This window comes from Microbacterium sp. HD4P20 (assembly GCF_019449275.2).
Lineage (GTDB): Bacteria > Actinomycetota > Actinomycetes > Actinomycetales > Microbacteriaceae > Microbacterium.
Genome location: NZ_JAHZQZ020000011.1, coordinates 231,904 through 254,108 on the forward strand (window position 1 = coordinate 231,904; position 22,205 = coordinate 254,108).

Genomic DNA, 22,205 nt, shown 5'->3' on the forward strand with positions numbered 1-22,205 from the left:
AGGGGGGACGAGGGGGACGAGGGGGCGAGGGGAGGACGAGGGGACGGGGGGACGAGGGGACAAGGGGACAAGGGAGGGGCGAGGGATGCGGGGAGGGTAACGTGGCGCTCGTGACCGACGATGCCGAGCCCACCGTTCTCGCCCGCGCGCGCGGCGGACTGGGACGACTCACCCTCAACCGGCCGCGCGCCATCAACGCGCTGGATCTCGGCATGATCCGGCTCGCCCACGAGGTGCTCGACGCGTGGGAGCACGACACCGAGGTCGACATCGTGCTGCTCGACGGTGCCGGCGAGCGCGGCCTGTGCGCGGGCGGCGACGTGCGCGGGCTCGCCGAGCGTGTCAACGCCGGTCGTGCCGATGAGACGGCGCAGTTCTTCCGCGAGGAGTACGCGCTCAACGCGCGCATCGCCGAATACCCGAAGCCCTTCGTCGCGTTCGCCGACGGCATCACCATGGGCGGCGGAATCGGGCTCGCCGGGCATGCCGCCATCCGCATCGTCACCGATCGTTCGCAGCTGGCCATGCCCGAGACCCGCATCGGCTTCACCCCCGACGTCGGCGGCACGTGGCTGCTCGCCCGCGCGCCGGGCCGGCTCGGTGAGTATCTCGGCCTGACCGGAGCGGTGATGGATGCCTCCGACGCGGTCTACGCCGGATTCGCCGACCACTTCGTGCCCCATGAGAACCTCGACGGCCTGCGCGACGCGCTCGAAACCCGCGCCGATCCTTCCAGCCCCACCGAGCTCGTGCTGCTGTTCGACGAGACCCCGCCCCCCTCCCGGCTCATCCGCGCTCGCGAGTGGATCGACGACGCCTTCGCGGCCGGCACCGTGCCCGAGATCGTCGAGCGCCTGCGCGCACGGCCCGAGCCCGAGGCATCCGCCACCGCGGATCTGCTCGGTGAGCTCTCTCCCACCGGGCTCGCCGTGACCCTCGCGTCGGTGCGCCGGTCGCGGGAGCTGGCCGGCCTGCGCGACGTGCTCGAGCAGGAGTACGCGCTCGTGATGTGGTTCGCGATGACCCAGCCCGATCTGGCCGAGGGAATCCGCGCGCAGGTCATCGACAAGGACCGCTCGCCACGCTGGCAGCCCGCCACCCTTGCCGAGCTGGATCCGGATGCTGCGGCATCCGCCCTCGCCTTCCGGCCCGAGATCCCGCTCTGGGGCTGAGTGCGATGGGGAAAGACAGCCGCTCGCATGCCCGCCGACAGCGGGCGTACTCGGTCGGCGCGGCGGTCGACTGGTTCTTCTTCGTCTTCGCCGGCGTCGCCGCGCTGTGGCTGGCGTACCTCAGCTTCACCGAGACGTTCCACATCGGCTGGTGGGGCATCCCGTTCTTCATCGCGTTCTGGGTGCTGCTGGCCTACCTCGTGCTGCCGCGCCTGCATCGCATCCTGACGACCATCTACGTGCCGGACTACTTCATCGGCCGCACCCGCACGAGCGACGGTCTGCTGGGCGACCCGGTGAACCTCGCGTTCCTGGGCGGAGGCGGCCAGATCGAAACGGCGCTGCGCGAGGCGGGGTGGACCAAGGCCGACCCGGTCACGCTGGCCTCGTCGTGGCGCATCGTCACGTCGACGCTCCAGCGGCGCAGCTACCACCAAGCGCCGGTCAGCCCCCTGTTCCTGTTCGGGCGGCAACAGGACTTCGCATACCAGCAAGAGGTCGACGGCAACCCCGCCCAGCGGCATCACGTGCGCTTCTGGAAGTGCCCCGACGGGTGGCTGCTGCCGGGCGGGCGCCGCGTCGATTGGCTCGCCGCCGGAACGTTCGACACGAGCGTCGGCCTTTCGCTGTTCACTCTGCAGGTGACGCACCGCATCGACGCCGACACCGATGTCGAGCGCGACCACATCGTCTCGTCGATCCGGGATGCCGATCCCCGCGTCGTCGTCGACGTCATCGCCGACTTCGCCACCGGCTATCACGCCCGCAACGGCGGGGGCGACAGCATCCGCACCGACGGCGACCTGCCGATCGTCGATGTGCGCGCGCTCGCGGCGGTGGACGCATGAGTGCCGGGCAGCGGATGCCGCAGCCGGAGCTGCCCGAAAAGCGCCCGGCGTACGAGCCGGCCGCCCGCCTGCTGACACCGACGGGCTACGACCCCCACATGCCGCGGCCGGCCAGCACCAGCGCCGGGGCGGCTCTCGTGCTGCTTCGCGTGCTGGCCGGGATCGCCGTGCTCATCGCGATCGCAGGTGGCTGGGACGATCTGGTGACCGACCCGGACTCGGTGCTCGACGGCTTCGATCCGAGCCCCGAGGGCAGTCAGGCGGCGCTGTGGTTCGTCCTCGCCGCCGGCGCCACGGTGCTGCTGGCCGACCTGGTGCTGGGGATCTTCGTATTTCTCGGGCGCAACTGGGCGCGCGTGATCGTCATGGTGATCGCCGCGCTGTCGATCGGCACCGTGTTCGTCGCGTGGTGGGCGCAGGGACAGGAGATCGAGATCCACACCACGTTCTTGTCGCTGAGCCTTGACATCCTGCTGCTGCTCGCGCTGTCGAGCCGCAGCGCCGGGGCATACGCCCGGCGCCACGAGCGGCGCTGACCGGGTGCGGCGTGACGTAGCCTGATTCCCGCCGGGAATCACTGGAGGCTGGGGAGGGTGAGTGTTCGACAGTCCGCTGTCCGCGTCTGCCTACGAGGTGCTCGCGGTCGAGCCCGGCGTCGACCACGAGACGCTGCGCAAGGCATACCGCTTGCGGTTGCGGCAGGCCCACCCCGACACCGGTGGCGACGCCGCCGTCTTCGTGCAGGTGCAGCGGGCATGGGAGCTCGTGGGCACGCCCGAGGCGCGCGCCGCCTACGACCGTGGTCACGGTTTCGGCGAGGCGCCGGCCGCGGAGTGGTCGGGCTGGCGACCACCGGCGGCCCGCACCGACACCCGCCCGCGCGCCCGGTCGTACGGGCATCCCGGCGGCTGGCGGCGCGAGCGCTACCTCGACCTGGTGCGCGAATGGGTGGGCCGGGGTGTCGCGATCGACGACCCGTACGACCCGGCGCTGGTGCGCTCCGCTCCGCACCACCTACGGCGACTGCTCGCCGACGCGCTCGCCGAAGAGGCCACGGCCCGCATCGTCGCCGACCTCGGCATGGGCTACACGGTGTGGCACGACGTGCTGGCGGCAGGGAGGGGTGCCGACCCGGACGCCAAGATCGACCACCTCGTGCTCGGCCCGAGCGGGCTCTACGGCATCCTGTCCGAGGACTTCGGTGGCCCGGTGCGCCTGCGCCGCGGCGAGTTCGTCGGCGACGGTGTGCCGGGTGCGCCCATCGCCGAACTGCTGACGAGCATGCGCTCGATCGCGCGAGCCGCGGGAGTCCGGTTCAGCGGTGCGATCGTGGTGCTGCCCGACGAGGACGTGCTCGAACCGATCGACGAGATCGGCAAGGTGCGCGGCGTGCGGGTCGCGATCACCTCGCGCAGCGCGCTGGCCACGGTGCTGCGTCGTGGGGTCACCGGCGCGCGCGACATGGGCGGCAACGAGGTGTTCGACGTGCGCACCCGCCTTCAGCAGACGGTGCGCTTCGCCTGAGGGCACGGGCCTGAGCGCCTTGCCGAGAACAGGTGTCAGCCGTTGAGGCCGAACAGGTCGAGCGGGTGCGTCAGGCGCCACCACGGCGACGGGCCGTCGACGTCGTCAGCCAGCTGCAGCTCGACACTCGCTTCGTCCAGGGGACCGCTCACCGTGAGCGCCCCCACGGCGTCGCCCTCGTCGCGCTGCTCACCCAGGTCGTAGGTGGTGCCGACGGTGCCGGTGCCGCCGTTCCACAGCACGACCGACGCGTCGCCGGCTGTCACGATGTCGACCGGCTCGCCCCACATCGTCTCGACGCGCCCGGCGATCGTGCCCGCTGTCACCGAGGGCTTCAGCTGCAGCTCCTGCTCGAGCTGTGTGTAGAGAGCACGGGATGCCGCGAGCCGTGCCTCGTTGTCGGGCTGGCCGAGCACCGACGCGAACAGGCGGACGGTGGTGTCGCCGACCGTGATGTCCTTCGCCGACAGCAGATTCCAGGCAGCCAGCGTGCCTGTCTTGATGCCGACCACGCCGGGATCGGCCAGCAGGCCGTTGGAGTTCTCGACCAGGCCGGCACCGGGGAGCTCGACGGACTGCTTCGCGACGATCTCGGCGATCACCGGGTTCGCCAGCGCCTTCTGGGCAAGCGCGACGAGAGCCTCGGGGCTGGCCGTGTTGCCCTCGTCGATGCCGGAGGGCTCGACGACGGTGACACCCGGCACACCGTGGTTCGCGAGCCACGCGTTCGCCGCCGACGCGAACACGGCGTCGGTCGGCCACAGGTTCTGGGCGAGGCGGTCGGCGTAGTTGTTCGCCGAGCCGATCAGCAGGCCCTCGAGCATCTGGTATTGCGTGAGCGACCCGCCCACGGGAACGTCGAGCGCTGATTCGTCGTTGCTGCGGTACTGCCAGTAGCGCGTGCGGTCAGCGGCGGTGAATCGGAACTCCGGCCCTTGCTCGCCAACGGCCAGTGGCATCTCATCGAGTACCACGAGAGCGGTCACGACCTTCGTGATGCTGGCGATGGCGTCGGCCTCGGGAGCGGATGCCGCCGAGCCGGTGATGCCGCCGACCGCGATCGCTGCGCTGCCCTGAGCCGGCCACGCCGGCGTGGTGGGCGGCGCCGATGCGGGCTGCACCTCTACCGCCGCGACGGTCGGTGCCACGGCGTGCAGCGGCCACAGCAGGGTGGTGGCGGAGTACGCGCCGACGACTCCCGCGATCACGAGCGTCGGGACGATCACTCCCGCCCGCAGCGGCGATCGGCGCGGTGCATCGGCCAGCAGGTCGGCGCCGACCTGCACGTAGGGCGTCGCCGCGGCGCTGAGGTCGCCGGGTGCCGACGAGCGGCCGATGGTGGTCTCGTCGACCCACGCGAGGGCGACGGGGCCCGAGCCGTCGCCGGAGGCCGCGGGCATACCCGTGTCGGTCGCAATCGTGGTGAAGGGCAGAGCGGCGACCGTGGATGCCTGGGCGTCGACGACGCCCGGAGCGGTGCTGCTGCCGGAGCCGGGGGGCAGTGCCGCCGACTCGATCGTCAGGATGCCGCCTTCCGCGCGCCCTGCGGGTCGGACCACCGCCACGTCGCCCGTCTGCGCGCGACGCGCGCGGCGCGTCGGAGCGGGGGCGTCATCCGGGGTCACCCGCTCAAGATACCTTGCCCCCGATCTGATCGCCCAAGCGCAGCGCGGTATACTTGTCGCCACAACCACGGGAGTCCGGTGAGCCGGGCTGAGAGGAAGCGACCCACGCTTCGACCGTCGAACCTGATCCGGATCATGCCGGCGCAGGGAGGAGTTCATATGCACGCGTCCACGTCCGCATCTGCCAGCAGCACTCGGGGCGCTTCGTCGCCGTCGCGTTACCGCTGGCGTGTGATCGATATCGTCGTCGCCGCTGTCCTGGGTGTCGCCATCGGTCTCGTCTTCTGGGCCTGGAACACCGTCGGCTACGCCTGGTTCGTCGCCATGGACGGTTTGACCCCTGGTGTCGGCGGCCTGGCCGTGGGGATCTGGCTCATCGGCGGCGTCATCGGCGGCCTCGTCATCCGCAAGCCCGGCGCCGCCCTGCTGGTGGAGGTGATCGCGGCGATCGTGTCGATGCTCATCGGCAACGTCTGGGGCGTCTCGACACTGCTGTCGGGGTTGGTGCAGGGCCTCGGAGCGGAGCTGATCTTCGCGCTGTTCCTCTACCGGCGCTTCACTCTGCCCGTGGCAATGCTCGCGGGTGTCGGGGCCGCTGCCGGGGCGTGGGTGTTCGAGCTCTTCTACGGCAGCTCGCCGAACATCCTCAAGACGGCCGAGTTCAACGCCATCTACCTCGGATCTCTCGTGGTCTCGGGCGCGGTCCTCGCGGGCGTCGTGGGCTGGCTCGCGGTGCGAGCGCTCGCGGCGACCGGCGCGCTCAACCGGTTCGCGGCGGGTCGCGAGGCGCGCCGAGAGGTCTGACGATGGCCGCCGTGCCTTCTCCCGGTGTCGCCGGTGCGTCACCGGGAGCCGCGCGGCGCGTCGATGCGGCGATGGCCGCGATGACCGACGAGACGACGGTTTCGGCGAGCCGCCCGCACACCGGACCGGCGTCCGGGACGGCTGCCCGTCCGGCCCGCATCACGGCCGCGGGTTGGGGCTGGCGCTACGCCGGTCGCCGCGCGGCCGCCGTGCGCGACGTGTCGTTCACGATCGAGCCGGGCGAGCGCGTGCTGCTGCTGGGGGCCTCGGGGTCGGGCAAATCGACGCTGCTGGCCGGCATCGCGGGACTCCTCGGCGGCGCGGATGAGGGCCACGAGACCGGTTCGCTGCTCATTGACGGGGCTCGGGCCGAGGAGCAGCGCGGGCGGGTCGGCCTCGTGCTGCAGGACCCCGACGCGGGCGTCGTGCTCTCGAAGGTCGGCGACGACGTCGCTTTCGGGTGCGAGAACCTCGGCGTGCCCGCGGCCGACATCCCCGCTCGCGTCGCCGAGGCGCTGCGGGCCGTGGGCCTCGATGTGCCGACGTCGCGGCCGACGAAGGCGCTCTCGGGCGGACAGAAACAGCGCCTCGCGCTGGCCGGCGTCCTGGCGATGCGGCCGGGCGTACTGCTGCTGGACGAGCCCACCGCGAACCTCGACCCTGACGGCGTGCGCGAGGTGCGCCTCGGCGTGGAGCGGGCCGTGCATGAGACCGGCGCGACGCTGGTGGCGATCGAGCACCGCACGGCGGTGTGGGCGGACCTCATGGACCGCGTCATCGTGGTCGGCGCCGACGGCGGTCTTCTCGCCGACGGCCCGCCCGGCGACGTCTTCACTCGGCACGGTGACGCGCTCGCCGCCGCCGGGGTGTGGGTTCCCGGCCGCCCGGTCGATCTGCCGGTTCTCGCGCCGGCCGGGCAATCGCACGAGGCTGTGCTCGCGGCATCCGGTCTCGCGATCTCGCGCGACGGCCGCACCGTCGTGCGCGCCGAGCTGGACGTGCGCGTTCCTCGCGGCGCCGCGACCGTCGTGAGCGGATCCAACGGGGCGGGCAAGTCGACGCTCGCGCTCACGCTCGCGGGCTTGCTGCCCGAGGCGGCGGGCGAAGTCGTCGCTGCCCCCGAGCTGGCCGCCCGGTCGGGGCGGCGCCCGTCGAAGTGGCGGTCGCGCGAGCTGCTGACCCGCATCGGCACGGTCTTCCAAGAACCCGAGCACCAATTCCTGGCGTCGACCGTGCGCGACGAGCTCGCAATCGGCCCGCGCTCGCGGGGGGTCCAGCCGGCGGCGGTCGAGGCGATCGTCGATGAGCTGCTCGAGCGGCTGCACCTGGCGCCGCTCGCCGGGGCGAACCCGTTCACGCTGTCGGGCGGACAGAAGCGCCGGCTCTCGGTGGCCACCGTGCTCGCCGACGCGCCCCCGGTGATCGTGCTCGACGAGCCGACGTTCGGGCAGGACCGCCGGGGCTGGATCGAGCTGGTGCGGCTGCTGCAGTCCGAGATCGCCGCAGGGACCTCGGTGATCGCCGTCACCCACGACGAGGACGTCCTGCGCCACCTCGGCGGGCACCGCATCGAGCTGCGTGCGCCAGCGCCGATGGGGGCGGGGTCATGACGGCGGTCGGCGTCGGAGTGAGAACCGAGCCGGCCCCGGCGTGGCTCGACGGCGTCAACCCCGTGACCAAGATCGTGCTCGCGCTGCTGCTCTCGGTGCCGCTGCTGGCCTCGATCGACGTGACGAGCGCGCTCGCCGCGATCGTGCTGCAGCTGCTGTGCCTGCCGTTGACCGGCCTGGCCGTGGTGACGGTGGTGAAGCGGATGCTGCCGATCCTGCTGTTCGCGCCCGTCGCCGGGGTCAGCATGCTCTTGTACGCCGAGCCCGGCGGCACGGTGTACTGGTCGTTCTGGTACGCCACGATCAGCGACGACTCGATCGCCCTCGCCGCGGCGGTGTGCGTGCGGGTGCTCGCCCTGGGATTGCCGACGATCCTGCTGTTCGGCCGGACCGATCCCACCGAACTGGCCGACGCCCTCGCGCAGGTGGCGCGGCTTCCGTCGCGGTTCGTGCTGGGAGTCCTCGCCGGGACGCGCACTCTCGGGCTGTTCCTCGACGACTGGCGCAGCATGGGCCTCGCACGCCGCGCGCGCGGCGTAGGCGACTCGGGGGCGGTGCGCCGTTTCTTCTCGATGGCGTTCGTTCTGCTGGTCTTCGCGGTACGTCGCGGCACGAAGCTCGCGATGGCCATGGAGGCCCGGGGCTTCGGGTCCGGCATCCCGCGCACGTGGTCCCGGCCGTCACGGGTCGGCCCCCGTGACGCGATGGCACTGCTGGGCGGGGCGGCCATCATGGCGCTCGCGATCGGCGCCGCCGTCGCCGCCGGCACGTTCCGCTTCGTGTGGTCCTGAGCAGTCTCGTGTGGTCCTGAGTCGGCTCGTGCGGTTTCAGTCCGCGGCGACGAGCTTCTCGTATGCGGGCTGCAGTGCCGGGAAGTAGTCGTCCCAGTTCACGGTGTCGGCGTCGACTCCCGCCTGCGCGGCCACGAGACGATCGAGGTAGTACTCCCACCCCGGACCGATCGTGCCGACATCCTCACCGGGGTTCAGTCGCTGCCCGAAGGTGAGCACGGTGTCGCCCGGGGCTTCCTCGGTCAGCTCGAACCACAGGTGCCACGCGCCGCCGCCCTGAGAGGTGTCGCCCGCGAAGCGGCGGGGCCGGTCGCACTCGAGGATCGTGTACTCCTCGGGCTCGGCATCGTCTCCCTCCGACGTCATGAAGAACGTCACGTGGCCCGACTTCGGGTCGCCTTCCCACCGGCCGATCCAGCGCTCGAGCCGCTCGGACTCGGTCAACTCGCGCCACACCTCGTCGGCGGACGCGGGGAATCGGCGCAGGATCACCAGATGCGGCGCGTCGTCGATCTTGGTCACGGTGCCGGTGATGCTCGTCATGTCGCGTTCCAGAGGTCTCGGTAGTACGACAGGCGCTCGCGGTCGGGCTCGACCCCGTACGCCTGGATGAGGGCGTCCTCCCATCCCTCGCCATAGTTCCACGTGGTCGACATCGACGCCACGGCGATGTCTGCCCAGCGATCCGCCACGCCGAGGGCGCCGAGGTCGACGTGACCGCTCCACCGGCCGTCATCGCCGATGAGCGTGTTGGGGCAGCACGCGTCCGCGTGGCACACGACGAGCCGGTCGACTGGCGGCGCTTCGCGGAGAGAATCCGGAACCCGGTCCCCACGCTCCCTCCAGGCGCCGCTGGCGCGTCGCCCGGAGCCTCCGGGCACGTGGGCCCAGCCGCGCGCCGCGGCGTTCGCGAGGCGCGAGGGCACCGACCAGTCGAACGGGCAGTCATCGACCGGCAGCGCGTCGTGCAGCGCGCGCAGTCCTTCGCCGACGGCGCGGACGGCGGTCTCGGGCTCGGCCAGCCAGCGAGGGTCGACCGCGGACTTCCCGGGCAGGGCTGCGGTCACCAGCCACTCGTGCGTCGCGTCGGCACCGGCCTCGAGCACGTGCGGGACGCGCGCGAAACGCGCGGCCCAGTCCAGCCGTGCCGCCTCGCCGGCGAACGAGGTCTCGGCGTTGAGCGGGCCGTACTTGATGTAACGGTCGTCGTCGGTGCGGAACGTCAGGCCGCCGTAATCGTTGCGCCAGACCGGCTCGAGCGCGGCACCGCCGGCGAGGCGCTGCACCTGATCGGGCACCGCGACGGCTTCGAGGGGAATCGACACGCCCCCCATCCTCCCGCCTTCTGCACGCACCGGGCTCGATTCGCGGGGAGCGCGCAGATCGCGATGAGAGGTGCCGCGGAGGTCAGGGCGCGAGGATCTCTCGCAGGACGAGGGCGTGATTATGCGCGTCGTCGTGCACAGCGTGCAGCAGGGTCACCACTTCGTGTGTCCCCAGCTCCGCGCGCAGCGCCTCGACCGCGCCGCGGGCCGCGCCGCCGAGCTCGGCGCGGTAGGCCTCGGCGAAGTCGTCCCACGACAGCCCGTCGTGGTGGAAGGCCTTGCGCAGCTCGGTCGAGGGAGCGACGTCCTTCGCCCACAGATCGAGCGCGGCTCGCTCCTTCGAGAGCCCGCGCGGCCACAGTCGGTCGACCAGCACCCGGAATCCGTCCGCCGGCGCCGGGTCGTCGTAGACCCGTTTCGTCCGCAGTTCCATGCGCTTATCCAACCCGTTCGACGCGACGCACGCCAGGAGGTCGCTGCCGCGGCGTCCCCGGCGCGGGTGGGCAGGCTTTGCGCGAGTGACCGCGGGGCTCGCAATGGGTAGCGTGGAACCGCACGCGAGCGACGACGCTGACATGGGACGCAGTTCCACGTATTGTGGAACGCGATATCAGTTCGAAGGAGAACACATGGATTTGGCGGATGCTTCGGCCCTCGTCACCGGTGGTGCGAGCGGCCTCGGCCTGGCCACGGCCCGCCGGCTCGCTGCAGCGGGCGCCTCGGTCACGATCGTCGACCTGCCTTCGTCGGCGGGCGCAGACCTCGCCGACGAACTGGGCGGCACCTTCGCTCCGGCCGACGTCACGGATCCGCAGCAGGTGGCCGCCGCGGTCGCGACGGCTGCGGCATCCGGTTCCCTCCGCGTGGTGGTGAACTGCGCCGGCATCGCGCCCCCCGCCAAGGTTCTCGATCGTGAGGGCACGCCGACGCCGCTGGTCGACTTCGAGCGGATCATCCGCGTGAACCTGATCGGCACGTACAACGTCATCGCGCAGGCATCCGCGGCGATGGCCAAGGCGGAGCCGACGAGTGACGGCGACCGCGGCGTGATCGTGAGCACCGCGAGCGTCGCGGCGTTCGACGGGCAGATCGGGCAGCCGGCGTACGCCGCGAGTAAGGGGGGCGTGCACGCCATGACCCTCCCGATCGCGCGGGAGCTCGCCCGCTACGGCATCCGCGTCGTGACGATCGCCCCGGGCATCATGGAGACCCCGATGCTGATGGGCCTTCCGCAGGCGGCGCAGGACTCGCTCGGACAGCAGGTGCCCTACCCGCAGCGCCTCGGCAGGCCCGACGAGTACGCGCGCCTGGTCATGTCGATCGTCGACAACGGCTACCTCAACGGCGAGACCATCCGCCTGGACGGGGCCATCCGAATGGCACCGAAGTAAGGAACGTCATGACCGACTCGATTCTTCTCGACGTCCAGGGTGGGCTCGCCCGCATCACTTTCAACCGTCCCGCGTACCTCAACGCGATGGACTTCGAGATGGGCGCGCGCTGGCGCGACGTCGCACGTCAGGTGACGGCCGACCCCTCCGTCGGGGCGGTGATCCTGGATGCCGCGGGCCCTGCGTTCTGCGCCGGCGGGGACGTCGTCGCGATGGCGACGTCGGGTGCGTCCGGTGGCGAAGTGACCGGCGCGGCCCATGTCATCCACGAGGGCATCCGCACCTTCGTGGAGTCCGACAAGCCCATCGTCGCAGCGGTCCAGGGCGCCGTCGCCGGCGGTGGACTAGGCCTCATGCTCACCGCCGACTACATCGTGGCCGCCGACAACTCCAAGTTCGTCAGCAAGTACGCCAACATCGGGCTCACTCCCGATCTCGGCGTCTCGACGCTGCTCCCGGCGGCGATCGGTCAGCGCCGCGCGCTGCAGCTGCTGCTGCAGGACCGCGCCATCGACGCGCCGACCGCGCTGGAGTGGGGTCTGGTGGCCGAGGTCCTGCGCGCGGCCGACGTCGCCGCTCGCGCCGAGGACGTCGCCCGGTTCTGGCTCGACAATGCGACGGCGGCGTTCGGGCACGCCAAGCGCCTGGTCCGCACGGGGGCCCACCGATCGTTCGGCGAGAACCTCGACGACGAGGCCGCCTCGATCGGCGCCCGCTTCGACACCGACGAGTCCCGGGCGCGCGTCGCGGCCTTCGCCGCGGCATCCGCCAAATCTGCCGCATCCGCCAGATCCGCCGCCAAGGCCGCCACATCCTGACTCCCGACGTCGGCATGTCCCGATTTCCGCCGCTGGCGGGCCCCTGAACGGAGGGTTTCGGGACATGGAGGCGGAGAATCGGGACATCACCACCGGAGGAAGACAGTGACCAACCCCTCGACAAGCGACAAGCTCCCCACACCCCCTCCAGCCGCCGCCGGCGCGCCCGGAGCCTCCGGGCGCGTAAGACCACTCGCAGGCAAGACCATCCTGATGTCGGGCGGCAGCCGCGGCATCGGCCTCGCGATCGCGCTCCGTGCCGCGCGCGACGGCGCGAACGTCGCGCTGCTGGCCAAGACCGACACGCCGCACCCCAAGCTCGAGGGGACCGTGCACTCCGCTGCCGAGCAGATCCGCGCGGCGGGCGGTCAGGCGCTGCCGATCGTCGGCGACGTCCGCAACGACGACGACGTGACCGAGGCCGTGCTCAAGACGCAGGGCGAGTTCGGCGGCATCGACATCGTGGTGAACAACGCGTCGGTGATCGATCTGTCCCGCTCGCTCGACCTCGATGCGAAGAAATACGACCTCATGCAGGACGTCAACGTACGCGGCACGTTCATGCTCAGCCGCGCCGCGGTGCCGATCCTGAAGGATGCCGCGAACCCGCACATCCTCTCGCTCTCGCCGCCGCTCAACCTGGCGCCGAAGTGGCTCGGCGCGCACACCGGCTACACCCTGGCCAAGTACGGCATGACCATGACGACACTCGGACTGGCGGCGGAGTTCGCCGCCGACGGCATCGCCGCGAACACGCTGTGGCCGCGGACCACGATCGCGACGGCCGCCGTGCAATTCGCGCTCGGCGGCGACCGCATGATGAAGGCCAGCCGCACGCCCGAGATCTACGCGGATGCCGCGTACGAGGTCTTCACCAAGCCCGCCCGCGAGTACACCGGGCAGACGCTCATCGTCGAGGACGTGCTCGCGGCGGCCGGGGTGACCGACTTCTCGGGATACGCCGCGGTGCAGGGAACACCCGACGATCAGCTGTTCCCCGACATCTTCTTGGATTGACGCCGGCGCCGGTCGTCCCTTTCTCGCTCGACTGGGTCGGCGTAGGGTGGCGGCATGGCGGTGCGGAGTCTGTTTCCCATCCTTCTGTCGCGGGATCTGCCGGCGCTCGTCCGCTTCTACGAGGAGGCGCTCGGCGCCCGCGTCGACTACCACTTCGGCAGCGGCGAGCAGGACGACTACGTCTCGCTGAAGATCGGCGGTGTGGCCCTCGGGATCGGGCGCGATCCGGACGCGCTGCCCCCGCTGGTCGGCGACCGCATGGCCCTGTGGATCTACGTCGACGATGTCGATGACACGTTCACGGCGTGGATCGCCGCGGGAGGCCGCGCCGAGCAATCGCCCGCCGACATGCCGTGGGGGGAGCGGGTGGCGCAGGTCCGCGACCCCGACGGCAACCTGGTCAATCTCGGCGCCGAGGCTCCTGGGGACGCCTGAGGCGACCGGGTCAGAGCAAGCCGAGGCGGTCGAAGGCGTTCCAGACGCCGTCGTCGAGCACGGCGGTGGTGACGAAGTCGGCGAGGCGCTTGAGCTCATCGTGGGCGTTGCCCATCGCGACGCTCGTGCCGCACACCTCGAACATCTCGACGTCGTTCCAGCTGTCGCCGATCGCGACGGCGTCGGCGGCATCCCGGCCGAGGTGCTCCAGCAGCAGCTGGATCGCCGTCCCCTTGTTGGTGCCGCGCTCGCAGATCTCGCCATTCGAGCCGCCTGGCAGTGGAATGCTCCCCGGCACGATGAGGAAATCGTCGCCCAGTTCGGCGCGCAGCACCTCCAGCCCGTCGGTGCGCTCGCTCACGAACACCGCCTTCGCGATGCGCGAGAGGTCCGCCTCCGCCACGCGCGGGAACTCGCGGTCCGCGAGCCCCGCGAGGGAGTCCTCGGGGCGCAGGCCGCGAGACGCGTCACGCTCGCGCAGCTCCTGCGCGTACGAGACCATCAGCTCGGCCATGTCGTCGCTGTTGTAGATGCCGTCGTGCGATTGCAGGAAGAACCGGATGCCGTGGCTGCGCAGCACGGTGAGCATTCGATCGGTCGCCTCGGGGCTCAGCGGACGGTCGGCGATCACCGTGTCGCCGGCGGTCACCAGTGCCCCCGAGTTCGTGATGGCGCCGTCGAACCCGATCTCGGCCACCTTCGGATGGATGTCGATGGCCGCGCGCCCGGTGCTCAGGTACACCTCGTGCCCCGCGGCGCGGGCGGCACGCACGGCAGCACCCGTCGAGGGTGCGACGTGCGAGCCGTGCTCGAGGATCGTGCCGTCCACATCGAGGAAGACGAGGCGGCGCGGGGGAGCGGATGTCATGCGTCAGTGCTCGTTCCGGCGTCAGTGCTCGTCCCCGGTGAGAGCAGGCGCTTGCGCATGAAGACCTGCTCGATCCCGTCGTCGCCGGGGACCCGCTGCGTCTCGACGTACCCCTCGCGGCGATACAGCCGCAGGTTCGCCTCGCTCAGCGAACCGGTGAACAGCTCGGCCTCGGTCGCTCCGAGCGCCGCGCCGCGCTCTTCGACGGCGGCCAAGAGCTTGGTACCGATCCCACGCCCCTGCTGGTCGGGTGCGATCGCGAGACGCCCGACCAGCAGCAGGTCGCCGTCGCGGCGCGCGCGGACGGCGCCGACGATGCGTGTGCCGTCCACCGCGACGCAGCCGAGGTTGTCGGCCAGCTCGGCCTCGAGCTCGTCGAGCGTCTGCGTGAGCGGCGTGAGCTCGGGTGCGCCGTAGATCTGGGCCTCCTGCACGAAGGCGGCGCGCTGCAGCGTCAGCACTTCGCCCGCGTCAAGGGGGCGGATCGGTCGCAGCGTGAGATCTCCCATCGGTCCACGCTAGCGCTGCCCGGCGACACCCCGGTCCGGCATCCGTCCAGGCGGGTCCCCTACCCTGGACGACATGACCGAGTCCTCTCCCGTGCGCGCGACAAAACCAAAGCAGGTGCGTCCCGCGACCGAGGGATGGACGCAGAAGAAGGATGCCGAGGGTCGGCCGCTTCTGCAGTTCGCCAGCCCGAAGCGGGGAAAGCCTCCCGTCCACCTCGCCGACCTCACGCCCGAGCAGCGAGCGGCCCGGGTCGCTGAACTGGGGATGCCGGGGTTCCGGGCGAAGCAGCTCGAGATGCACTACTTCCAGCACTGGACCCACGACCCGGCCGACATGACCGACCTCCCGGCTGCGGGCCGCGAGGAGTTCGTGCACGGCATGCTCCCGCCGCTGCTGACCGAGGTTCGGCGTCTCGAGACCGATCGCGGCGACACGATCAAGTTCCTCTGGAAGCTGCACGACGGCGCGCTCGTCGAGTCGGTGCTCATGCGCTACACCGGCCGAATCACGCTGTGCGTGTCGAGCCAGGCGGGCTGCGGCATGAACTGCCCCTTCTGCGCGACAGGGCAGGCAGGGCTCACGCGCAACATGTCGGCCGCCGAGATCGTCGAGCAGATCGTCCGGGCCAACCGCCTCATCTCCGACGGCGGCCTCGGCGACCCGCGACGCGTCGGCCACGACGGTGAGCGGGTCACCAACATCGTCTTCATGGGTATGGGCGAGCCGCTGGCCAACTATGCCCGCGTGATGCAGGCTGTCCGCGTCATGACCGACAAGGAGCACGGCCTCGGCATGAGCGCACGCGGCATCACCGTCTCGACCGTGGGCCTCGTTCCGGCGATCACGAAGCTCGCGGACGAAGACATCCCGGTGACCTTCGCGCTGTCGCTGCACGCGCCAGACGACAAGCTGCGCGACGAGCTCATCCCGGTCAACTCGCGCTGGAAGGTCGATGAGGCCCTCGACGCCGCCCGCGCCTACTTCGACAAGACCGGCCGGCGCGTTTCGATCGAGTACGCCCTCATCAAGGACATGAACGACCACGCGTGGCGGGCCGACCTCCTGGCCGAGAAGCTCAATGCGCGCGGCCGCGGGTGGGTGCACGTGAACCCCATCCCGCTCAACCCCACGCCCGGGTCGATCTGGACCGCGTCCGATGTGCCGGTGCAGAACGAGTTCGTGCGTCGGCTGAACGACGCCGGCATCCCGACGACGCTGCGCGACACACGCGGCAAAGAGATCGACGGGGCCTGCGGCCAGCTGGTTGCGACCGAGGACGATCAGGCCGTCGCCGCCGCGACCCCGCTCGAGGTCTGACGCCGGCGGGCCGCCCGGCCTGCGGCATCCGGATTCCGGTCCTTTCGCCCTCCGCGAACCCGCTGACGGAATGTCCGCGGCTTGTGGGAAGGTTTCCATCGGCCTCACTTCGCGCGCCCTGCGGCGCCCTCGCTCCGGGAGAAATCCGTGCTGGCAAAGCTCCTCGTCCGCTATCTCAGACCATCCAAGTGGTTGCTCCTGGGCGTGCTGGTCTTTCAGTTCGCATCGGCGCTCGCGATGCTCTTCCTGCCGAGCCTCAACGCCGACATCATCAACAACGGTCTCGTCCAGGGCGACACCGCGTACATCCTGAACACCGGCCTGCTCATGCTCGCCGTGTCGCTCGGCCAGATCGTGGCCGCGATCATCGCCACGTGGTTCGCCGCGCGCGCCGCCATGCGCGCCGGACGCGACCTGCGCGACGACATCTTCGAACGGGTCTCGGGTTTCTCCGAGCGTGAGGTCACCGGGTTCGGAGCGGGGTCGCTGATCACGCGCAACACCAACGACGTGCAGCAGGTGCAGATGCTCGCGATGATGTCGGCCACGTTCCTCGTGTCGGCGCCGCTCCTCGCGATCGGCGGCATCATCCTCGCGGTGACGCAGGGTCCGAGCCTGTCCTGGATCATCGCGGTGGCCGTGCCCGTGCTGCTCATCGTCGCGGGGCTCATCATCGGCCGGATGGTGCCGCTCTTCCGGGCCTTCCAGGTCAAGCTCGACGGGGTGAACCGCGTGATGCGCGAGCAGCTCACCGGCATCCGGGTCATCCGCGCGTTCGTGCGCGAGCCGATCGAGGAGGAGCGCTTCGGCGAGGCCAACACCGAGATCATGGTCGTCGGGCGCAAGGTGGGCTCGCTGTTCGTCGTCCTCTTCCCGGCGGTGATGCTGATCCTCAACGTCACGGTCGTCGGTGTGATCTGGTTCGGCGGCATCCAGGTCGACGCCGGTGACATCCAGATCGGCACGCTCTTCGCCTTCATGCAGTACGTCATGATCATCCTGTCGGGGGTCATGATGGCGAGCTTCATGACCATGATGATTCCCCGCGCCGCCGTGTCGGCTGAGCGCATCGGCGAGGTTCTCGACACCCGCTCCAGCCTCGACCGGGCGGCGGACGCGCGGACCGACTTCCCCGAGCCGGGCACCGTCGAATTCCGTGGTGTGACGTTCACGTACCCCGGCGCCGAGAAGCCGATCCTTTCGGACATCAGCTTCCGCGCCGCCCCCGGCGAGACCGTCGCGGTCGTGGGGTCGACCGGTGCCGGCAAGACGACGCTGGTCTCGCTCATTCCGCGCCTGTTCGACGTGACCGACGGTGCGGTGCTCGTCGGTGGCGTCGACGTGCGCGAGGCCGACCTCGACGCGCTGTGGCGCCGGATCGGACTGGTGCCGCAGCGACCCTTCCTGTTCTCGGGCACCGTCGCGTCGAACCTGCGCTTCGGCCGCGAGGAGGCGACGGATGCCGAGCTGTGGCACGCACTCGAGATCGCCCAGGCGAGCGACTTCGTGGCGCAGATGGAAGGCGGACTCGACGCGCGCATCGCGCAGGGCGGCACCAACGTCTCGGGTGGCCAGCGCCAGCGACTGGCGATCGCGCGTGCGATCGTGCACAACCCGCGCGTACTCGTCTTCGACGACTCGTTCTCGGCCCTCGACCTCACCACCGACGCGAGGCTCAGGCAGGCGCTGTGGCGCGAACTGCCGGAGGTGACCAAGATCGTGGTCGCGCAGCGCGTATCGACGATCACCGACGCCGACCGAATCGTGGTCCTCGACGACGGCCGCATCGTGGGTCTCGGCACGCACGAACGGCTGCTCGAGACCAGCCAGACCTATCGCGAGATCGTCGAATCCCAGCTCGGAGCGGAGGTCGCGCGATGAGCGACGACAAGAAGACCAGCCGTCGCTCGCCGCGCCGCGCGCGCACGGCCGTTGCCGACGTCGAGGCCGCAGCGGCCGACCTCAGCCCCGAAGAGAAGCTCGAGCTCGAGATGGCCGAGCAGGCCCGCCTCGCGGCCGACGACTGGAGCGGGGGCGTCGCCCCGGGCAAAGCCGCGAACTTCGGGACCTCGTTCCGCCGGCTGCTCGGGCTGCTCAAGCCGCACGCGTTCGCCCTCATCTTCGTGACGCTGTTGGGATCGATCGGCGTGGTGCTCACGGTGGCGGCGCCGAAAGTCCTCGGCGAGGCGACCAACATCCTCTTCGAGGGCGTCGTATCGGCGATGGCTCCGGCGGGAGCGACCAAGGAGCAGGTCGTCCAGGGTCTCATCGACAGCGGCCAGCAGGATCTCGCCAACATCGTCTCGGCGATGCAGCGCTTCGAGCCCGGTGCGGGCGTCGACTTCCTGGCGCTCAGTCGCGTGCTTCTGATCGTCCTCGCTCTGTACTTCGGCTCGTCGCTGCTGATGTGGATCCAGGGCTACGTCATGAACGTCGTCATGGTCCGCGTGATGTGGCGCATGCGCGAGCAGGTCGAGGCCAAGGTCCACCGCCTGCCGCTGAGCTACTTCGACCGCGTCCAGCGCGGCGAGCTCATCTCGCGCGTCACCAACGACATCGACAACATCACGCAGATGATGCAGCAGTCGCTTTCGCAGGCGCTCACAAGCGTGCTCACCGTGATCGGCGTGCTCATCATGATGCTGTCGATCTCGTGGCAGCTGACCCTCGTCGTGCTGGTGAGCTTCCCGCTGATGGGCGTCCTGTTCGGGGTCATCGGCCCGCGGTCGCAGAAGGCCTTCGGCATCCAGTGGCGCAAGGTCGGACGCCTGAACGCGCGCGTCGAGGAGTCCTTCTCCGGTCACGCGCTGGTCAAGGTGTACGGCCGCGAGAAGAGCGCACGCGAGGCGTTCCGCGTCGAGAACGAAGAGCTCTACCAGGCCTCGTTCAAGGCGCAGTTCCTGTCGAACATCATGCAGCCGGCGATGATGTTCATCGGCAACCTCACGTACGTCGGCATCGCGGTGTTCGGCGCACTCATGGTGGCCGGCGGCCAGCTGCGGCTCGGCGATGTGCAGGCGTTCATCCAGTACTCGCAGCAGTTCACCCAGCCGCTCGCGCAGCTGGGTGGCATGGCGGCGGTCGTGCAGTCCGGCACCGCGTCGGCAGAGCGGGTGTTCCAGCTGCTCGACGTCGACGAGGAGCAACCCGACGCGGTGGACGCGCCCGCGCCGGTCGACGGCGACGGCACGATCGAGTTCCAGGACGTCGCGTTCTCGTACTCGCCCGATCGCCCGCTGATCCACGACCTCTCGTTCCGGGTGGAGCCGGGTCAGACGGTCGCGATCGTCGGCCCGACGGGCGCCGGCAAGACGACGCTCGTGAATCTCATCATGCGGTTCTACGAGCTCGACGGCGGACGCATCCTGCTCAACGGCCAGGACATCGCCACGCTCACCCGCCGTGCCATCCGGGCCAAGACCGGCATGGTTCTGCAGGATCCCTGGCTGTTCGCGGGATCGATCCGCGAGAACATCCGCTACGGCCGCGCCGATGCCACCGATGACGAGATCCTCGCCGCCGCGCGTGCGACCTATGTCGACCGGTTCGTGCACTCCTTGCCCGACGGCTACGACACGCTCCTCGACGAAGACGCGTCGAACATCTCGGCCGGCGAGAAGCAGCTGATCACCATCGCCCGAGCTTTCGTGGCACAGCCCTCGGTGCTCATCCTCGACGAGGCGACCAGCTCGGTCGACACCCGCACCGAGCTGCTGCTGCAGCACGCCATGGCGGTGCTGCGCGAGGGGCGCACGTCGTTCGTGATCGCCCACCGACTCTCGACGATCCGCGATGCCGATCTCATCCTCGTGATGGAGAACGGCGGCATCGTCGAGCAGGGCACGCACGACGACCTGATCGCCGCCGAAGGGGCGTACTTCCGCCTGTACAACTCGCAGTTCGAGCAGGCGGCGACCGATCCGGACGACGAGGCCCGTGCCGTCGAGGAGGCGTCAGGACAGCCGGCCGAGAGCGCGACCGAGGACGAGGCCGCGCCGGTCTCCTGACGATCCGCCACGTGTCCACCCCGGCCCGGTGAGCCACCGGCTCGCCGGCCCGCGTGGGTCGGGCGCCGCGGCTCGATCTCGCGGGTGGTCCGTGCAGGGGCCGTCAGGCGAGCGCGGGGTCGGCCACCGGCTCGGCATCGCGAGCCTCCCGTTCGAGAGCGAGGATGTCGAGCAGACGACCGGCGGACGGATCCGCCGCCGGGGCGACGATCGCCGACACCACCCACTGCGGCGTCGAGTCCTGGGGCAGCGACACTCTGATCAGACCCTCGGCGTGCGACTTGGACGCGACATGCTCGGGAACCAGTGCGATTCCCAGACCACGGTGAACCAGGTCCAGCAGCGTGTGCACGTCGTCGACCGTGCAGCGCACCCTGCGGCGCACGCCGTGCGCGGCGAACGCCGCATCGTTGAGCGACCGCACGCCCCACGCCGGGCGGAAATCGACGAACTCGCGGTCCTTGAGGGCGGACCAAGCGATGCGCCCCGATCCGGCGAGCGGGTCGTCCGGCGGTGTCAGCAGCACGAGCGGGCGTCGGCCCAGTTCCGTCGTTCGCACCGTCGAGACGTGCTCGGTCGTGGCGACGAAAGCCACATCCAGCTCGCCACCGCGCACCTGCGCGGTGAGCTCGTGCGAGCCCGCCTGCGTGAAATGGATGTCGACGAGCGGATGCCGGCGGTGGAAGCGCTCGAGCAGCGGCGGGACGTCGACGAAGCCGAGGCACTGCTCGGCGCCGACGCGCAGGCTCCCCGACAGCTGATGCGTCGCCCGGACCACGGCATCCCGACCCGCAGCCGACTGTGCGAGCATGCCCCTCGCGTGGGGAAGCAGCGCCAATCCCGCATCGGTCGGCACGACGCGACGGGTCGTGCGCGAGAACAGGCTCGTGCCGAGCTCTTCTTCGAGACCGCGGATCGCGGCCGACAGCCCGGATTGCGACACGCCGCACACCGACGCGGCGCGCGTGAACTGCTGCTCGTCGGCGAGGGCGACGAAGTACTCCATCTGGCGCAGGTCCATTCATACACAGTACTTCTGAATCACATCGTTCGCAGTTGTTGGACTTCTGTCGGCTCGGGTGCCTAGGGTGAGAGGTCTCACTCTTCCCGGAAGGAACGACTCTCCATGGTCGAATATCGGTACCTCGGCAACAGCGGACTCAAGGTCTCGGAGATCACATACGGCAACTGGGTGACCCACGGCTCGCAGGTCGAGAACGACGCGGCCGTCAAGACGGTCCACCGCGCCCTGGACCTCGGCATCACCAGCTTCGACACCGCCGACACGTACGCCAACACGGCCGCCGAGTCGGTGCTGGGCGAGGCGCTCAAGGGGCAGCGTCGCGAGTCGCTCGAGATCTTCACGAAGGTGTACTGGCCGACCGGCCCGAAGGGCCCGAACGACACCGGCCTGAGCCGCAAGCACATCTTCGAATCGATCAACGGTTCGCTGCGGCGACTGGGCACCGACTACGTCGAGCTCTACCAGGCGCACCGCTACGACTACGAGACGCCGCTGGAGGAGACGATGCAGGCGTTCGCCGACGTCGTGCGCCAGGGCAAGGCCCTCTACATCGGCGTGTCGGAATGGACCGCCGAGCAGCTGCGCGAGGGCCACGCGCTCGCGAAGAGCTACGGCATCCAGCTCATCTCGAACCAGCCGCAGTACTCCGCCCTGTGGCGCGTGATCGAGGGCAAGGTCGTTCCGACGTCGGAAGAGCTGGGCATCTCGCAGATCGTCTGGTCGCCCATGGCGCAGGGTGTGCTCACCGGCAAATACGTGCCCGGCCAGCCCGCGCCCGCCGGGTCGCGCGCGACCGACGAGAAGAGCGGCGCCAACTTCATCTCGCGTTTCCTGCGCGATGAGGTGCTCGAGGCGGTCCAGAAGCTCAATCCCGTCGCCGAGCAGGCCGGCCTCTCGATGGCGCAGCTGGCCATCGCGTGGGTGCTGCAGAACAAGAACGTCGCCGCGGCGCTGGTCGGGGCATCCCGGCCCGAACAGCTCGACGACACCGTCAAGGCGTCCGGCGTGCGCCTGGATGCCGACACGATGGCGGCCATCGAGGCGGCGCTCGCGCCCGTCGCGGTGACCGACCCGGAGGAGACCTACTCGGTGTCACCCAAGTCGCGCCCGGCCTGACCC

Annotated in this window: 22 protein-coding genes and 1 riboswitch; of the genes, 15 read left to right on the forward strand and 7 right to left on the reverse strand. The window is 70.4% G+C overall.

Annotation, left to right across the window (positions count from 1 at the left end; translation table 11 throughout):
• Positions 1–110 precede the first annotated feature (110 nt).
• From K0817_RS04200 to K0817_RS04215, 4 genes are all read left to right on the forward strand, one after another.
• Positions 111–1,172 carry an enoyl-CoA hydratase/isomerase family protein gene (locus K0817_RS04200; protein WP_219980112.1) on the forward strand — a complete coding sequence of 354 codons (1,062 nt, stop codon included), beginning with the start codon at positions 111–113 and terminating at the stop codon, positions 1,170–1,172.
• Positions 1,173–1,177: 5 nt separating this feature from the next.
• Positions 1,178–2,020 (forward strand): LssY C-terminal domain-containing protein, encoded by an 843-nt coding sequence (locus tag K0817_RS04205; RefSeq protein ID WP_219980113.1) that lies wholly within the window; start codon positions 1,178–1,180, stop codon positions 2,018–2,020.
• Positions 2,017–2,556: a hypothetical protein gene (locus K0817_RS04210; RefSeq protein ID WP_219980114.1), complete on the forward strand. Its 540-nt coding sequence runs from the start codon at positions 2,017–2,019 to the stop codon at positions 2,554–2,556. Before K0817_RS04205 ends, K0817_RS04210 begins: the two co-directional genes overlap by 4 nt.
• A 61-nt stretch (positions 2,557–2,617) precedes the next feature.
• The gene (locus tag K0817_RS04215) at positions 2,618–3,544 is read left to right on the forward strand and encodes a DnaJ domain-containing protein (RefSeq protein WP_219980115.1); all 927 of its coding nucleotides are present in this window, start codon (positions 2,618–2,620) and stop codon (positions 3,542–3,544) included.
• A 35-nt stretch (positions 3,545–3,579) separates the two neighbouring features.
• Here the strand turns inward: K0817_RS04215 and K0817_RS04220 are convergent, their stop codons facing one another.
• Positions 3,580–5,169 (reverse strand): D-alanyl-D-alanine carboxypeptidase, encoded by a 1,590-nt coding sequence (locus K0817_RS04220; RefSeq protein WP_219980116.1) that lies wholly within the window; start codon positions 5,167–5,169, stop codon positions 3,580–3,582.
• 57 nt (positions 5,170–5,226) lie between these two features.
• Positions 5,227–5,338: riboswitch (TPP riboswitch) on the forward strand.
• Here K0817_RS04220 and K0817_RS04225 point away from each other — a divergent pair.
• From K0817_RS04225 to K0817_RS04235, 3 genes are all read left to right on the forward strand, one after another.
• Positions 5,329–5,973, forward strand: a complete 645-nt coding sequence (locus tag K0817_RS04225; RefSeq protein WP_219980117.1) for an ECF transporter S component — start codon at positions 5,329–5,331, stop codon at positions 5,971–5,973. It overlaps the preceding riboswitch by 10 nt.
• An 80-nt stretch (positions 5,974–6,053) precedes the next feature.
• On the forward strand, positions 6,054–7,583 hold the full coding sequence (locus tag K0817_RS04230) for an ABC transporter ATP-binding protein (RefSeq protein WP_219980875.1): 1,530 nt from the start codon (positions 6,054–6,056) through the stop codon (positions 7,581–7,583).
• Positions 7,580–8,374, forward strand: a complete 795-nt coding sequence (locus K0817_RS04235; protein ID WP_219980118.1) for an energy-coupling factor transporter transmembrane protein EcfT — start codon at positions 7,580–7,582, stop codon at positions 8,372–8,374. Before K0817_RS04230 ends, K0817_RS04235 begins: the two co-directional genes overlap by 4 nt.
• Before the next feature lie 36 nt (positions 8,375–8,410).
• On the opposite strand, the gene K0817_RS04240 is transcribed toward K0817_RS04235, so the two are convergent.
• The 3 genes from K0817_RS04240 to K0817_RS04250 form a co-directional block, all read right to left on the reverse strand.
• The gene (locus tag K0817_RS04240) at positions 8,411–8,917 is read right to left on the reverse strand and encodes an SRPBCC family protein (protein ID WP_219980119.1); all 507 of its coding nucleotides are present in this window, start codon (positions 8,915–8,917) and stop codon (positions 8,411–8,413) included.
• Positions 8,914–9,699, reverse strand: coding sequence for an aminoglycoside 3'-phosphotransferase (locus K0817_RS04245; protein WP_219980120.1), 786 nt, complete (start codon positions 9,697–9,699; stop codon positions 8,914–8,916). Before K0817_RS04245 ends, K0817_RS04240 begins: the two co-directional genes overlap by 4 nt.
• 82 nt (positions 9,700–9,781) lie before the next feature.
• A complete protein-coding gene (locus tag K0817_RS04250) occupies positions 9,782–10,132 on the reverse strand; it encodes a DUF488 domain-containing protein (RefSeq protein WP_219980121.1) in 351 nt (116 codons plus the stop codon).
• A gap of 196 nt (positions 10,133–10,328) precedes the next feature.
• On the opposite strand from K0817_RS04250, the gene K0817_RS04255 reads away from it, so the two are divergent.
• The 4 genes from K0817_RS04255 (at position 10,329) to K0817_RS04270 (ending at position 13,360) form a co-directional block, all read left to right on the forward strand.
• On the forward strand, positions 10,329–11,090 hold the full coding sequence (locus tag K0817_RS04255; RefSeq protein ID WP_219980122.1) for an SDR family NAD(P)-dependent oxidoreductase: 762 nt from the start codon (positions 10,329–10,331) through the stop codon (positions 11,088–11,090).
• 8 nt (positions 11,091–11,098) lie between these two features.
• On the forward strand, positions 11,099–11,908 hold the full coding sequence (locus tag K0817_RS04260) for an enoyl-CoA hydratase/isomerase family protein (RefSeq protein WP_219980123.1): 810 nt from the start codon (positions 11,099–11,101) through the stop codon (positions 11,906–11,908).
• Between the two features lie 105 nt (positions 11,909–12,013).
• Complete coding sequence (locus K0817_RS04265; protein ID WP_308211867.1) at positions 12,014–12,925, forward strand: NAD(P)-dependent oxidoreductase; 912 nt, start codon at positions 12,014–12,016, stop codon at positions 12,923–12,925.
• A 54-nt stretch (positions 12,926–12,979) separates the two neighbouring features.
• Positions 12,980–13,360, forward strand: a complete 381-nt coding sequence (locus K0817_RS04270) for a glyoxalase/bleomycin resistance/extradiol dioxygenase family protein (RefSeq protein WP_219980124.1) — start codon at positions 12,980–12,982, stop codon at positions 13,358–13,360.
• A gap of 10 nt (positions 13,361–13,370) precedes the next feature.
• On the opposite strand, the gene K0817_RS04275 is transcribed toward K0817_RS04270, so the two are convergent.
• Together K0817_RS04275 and K0817_RS04280 are read right to left on the reverse strand one after the other, a co-directional pair.
• Positions 13,371–14,228 carry an HAD family hydrolase gene (locus K0817_RS04275; protein ID WP_219980125.1) on the reverse strand — a complete coding sequence of 286 codons (858 nt, stop codon included), beginning with the start codon at positions 14,226–14,228 and terminating at the stop codon, positions 13,371–13,373.
• The gene (locus tag K0817_RS04280; protein ID WP_219980126.1) at positions 14,225–14,737 is read right to left on the reverse strand and encodes a GNAT family N-acetyltransferase; all 513 of its coding nucleotides are present in this window, start codon (positions 14,735–14,737) and stop codon (positions 14,225–14,227) included. The genes K0817_RS04275 and K0817_RS04280 overlap by 4 nt, the downstream gene beginning before the upstream one ends.
• A 73-nt stretch (positions 14,738–14,810) precedes the next feature.
• On the opposite strand from K0817_RS04280, the gene rlmN reads away from it, so the two are divergent.
• The 3 genes from rlmN to K0817_RS04295 all read left to right on the forward strand — a co-directional run bounded on the left by rlmN (position 14,811) and on the right by K0817_RS04295 (position 20,062).
• Entirely contained in the window at positions 14,811–16,055 is a 1,245-nt protein-coding gene (rlmN, locus tag K0817_RS04285; RefSeq protein ID WP_219980127.1) for a 23S rRNA (adenine(2503)-C(2))-methyltransferase RlmN, read from the forward strand.
• Positions 16,056–16,202: 147 nt separating this feature from the next.
• Positions 16,203–17,936, forward strand: a complete 1,734-nt coding sequence (locus K0817_RS04290; RefSeq protein WP_219980128.1) for an ABC transporter ATP-binding protein — start codon at positions 16,203–16,205, stop codon at positions 17,934–17,936.
• Positions 17,933–20,062 (forward strand): ABC transporter ATP-binding protein, encoded by a 2,130-nt coding sequence (locus K0817_RS04295; RefSeq protein WP_219980129.1) that lies wholly within the window; start codon positions 17,933–17,935, stop codon positions 20,060–20,062. Before K0817_RS04290 ends, K0817_RS04295 begins: the two co-directional genes overlap by 4 nt.
• A gap of 103 nt (positions 20,063–20,165) precedes the next feature.
• On the opposite strand, the gene K0817_RS04300 is transcribed toward K0817_RS04295, so the two are convergent.
• Positions 20,166–21,083, reverse strand: coding sequence for a LysR family transcriptional regulator (locus tag K0817_RS04300; RefSeq protein WP_253735169.1), 918 nt, complete (start codon positions 21,081–21,083; stop codon positions 20,166–20,168).
• 105 nt (positions 21,084–21,188) lie between these two features.
• Between K0817_RS04300 and K0817_RS04305 the strand changes: the two genes are divergently transcribed.
• The gene (locus K0817_RS04305) at positions 21,189–22,202 is read left to right on the forward strand and encodes an aldo/keto reductase family protein (RefSeq protein ID WP_219980130.1); all 1,014 of its coding nucleotides are present in this window, start codon (positions 21,189–21,191) and stop codon (positions 22,200–22,202) included.
• Positions 22,203–22,205: the final 3 nt, after the last annotated feature.

Bases quoted from the DNA above. Each gene is read 5' to 3' on its own strand.
- K0817_RS04205 (WP_219980113.1), top strand. From the start codon at position 1,178: ATGGGGAAAGACAGCCGCTCGCATGCCCGCCGACAGCGGGCGTACTCG.
- K0817_RS04210 (WP_219980114.1), top strand. From the start codon at position 2,017: ATGAGTGCCGGGCAGCGGATGCCGCAGCCGGAGCTGCCCGAAAAGCGC.
- K0817_RS04225 (WP_219980117.1), top strand. From the start codon at position 5,329: ATGCACGCGTCCACGTCCGCATCTGCCAGCAGCACTCGGGGCGCTTCG.
- K0817_RS04230 (WP_219980875.1), top strand. From the start codon at position 6,054: ATGACCGACGAGACGACGGTTTCGGCGAGCCGCCCGCACACCGGACCG.
- K0817_RS04235 (WP_219980118.1), top strand. From the start codon at position 7,580: ATGACGGCGGTCGGCGTCGGAGTGAGAACCGAGCCGGCCCCGGCGTGG.
- K0817_RS04240 (WP_219980119.1), bottom strand. From the start codon at position 8,917: ATGACGAGCATCACCGGCACCGTGACCAAGATCGACGACGCGCCGCAT.
- K0817_RS04250 (WP_219980121.1), bottom strand. From the start codon at position 10,132: ATGGAACTGCGGACGAAACGGGTCTACGACGACCCGGCGCCGGCGGAC.
- K0817_RS04255 (WP_219980122.1), top strand. From the start codon at position 10,329: ATGGATTTGGCGGATGCTTCGGCCCTCGTCACCGGTGGTGCGAGCGGC.
- K0817_RS04260 (WP_219980123.1), top strand. From the start codon at position 11,099: ATGACCGACTCGATTCTTCTCGACGTCCAGGGTGGGCTCGCCCGCATC.
- K0817_RS04270 (WP_219980124.1), top strand. From the start codon at position 12,980: ATGGCGGTGCGGAGTCTGTTTCCCATCCTTCTGTCGCGGGATCTGCCG.
- K0817_RS04275 (WP_219980125.1), bottom strand. From the start codon at position 14,228: ATGACATCCGCTCCCCCGCGCCGCCTCGTCTTCCTCGATGTGGACGGC.
- K0817_RS04280 (WP_219980126.1), bottom strand. From the start codon at position 14,737: ATGGGAGATCTCACGCTGCGACCGATCCGCCCCCTTGACGCGGGCGAA.
- rlmN (WP_219980127.1), top strand. From the start codon at position 14,811: ATGACCGAGTCCTCTCCCGTGCGCGCGACAAAACCAAAGCAGGTGCGT.
- K0817_RS04295 (WP_219980129.1), top strand. From the start codon at position 17,933: ATGAGCGACGACAAGAAGACCAGCCGTCGCTCGCCGCGCCGCGCGCGC.
- K0817_RS04300 (WP_253735169.1), bottom strand. From the start codon at position 21,083: ATGGACCTGCGCCAGATGGAGTACTTCGTCGCCCTCGCCGACGAGCAG.
- K0817_RS04305 (WP_219980130.1), top strand. From the start codon at position 21,189: ATGGTCGAATATCGGTACCTCGGCAACAGCGGACTCAAGGTCTCGGAG.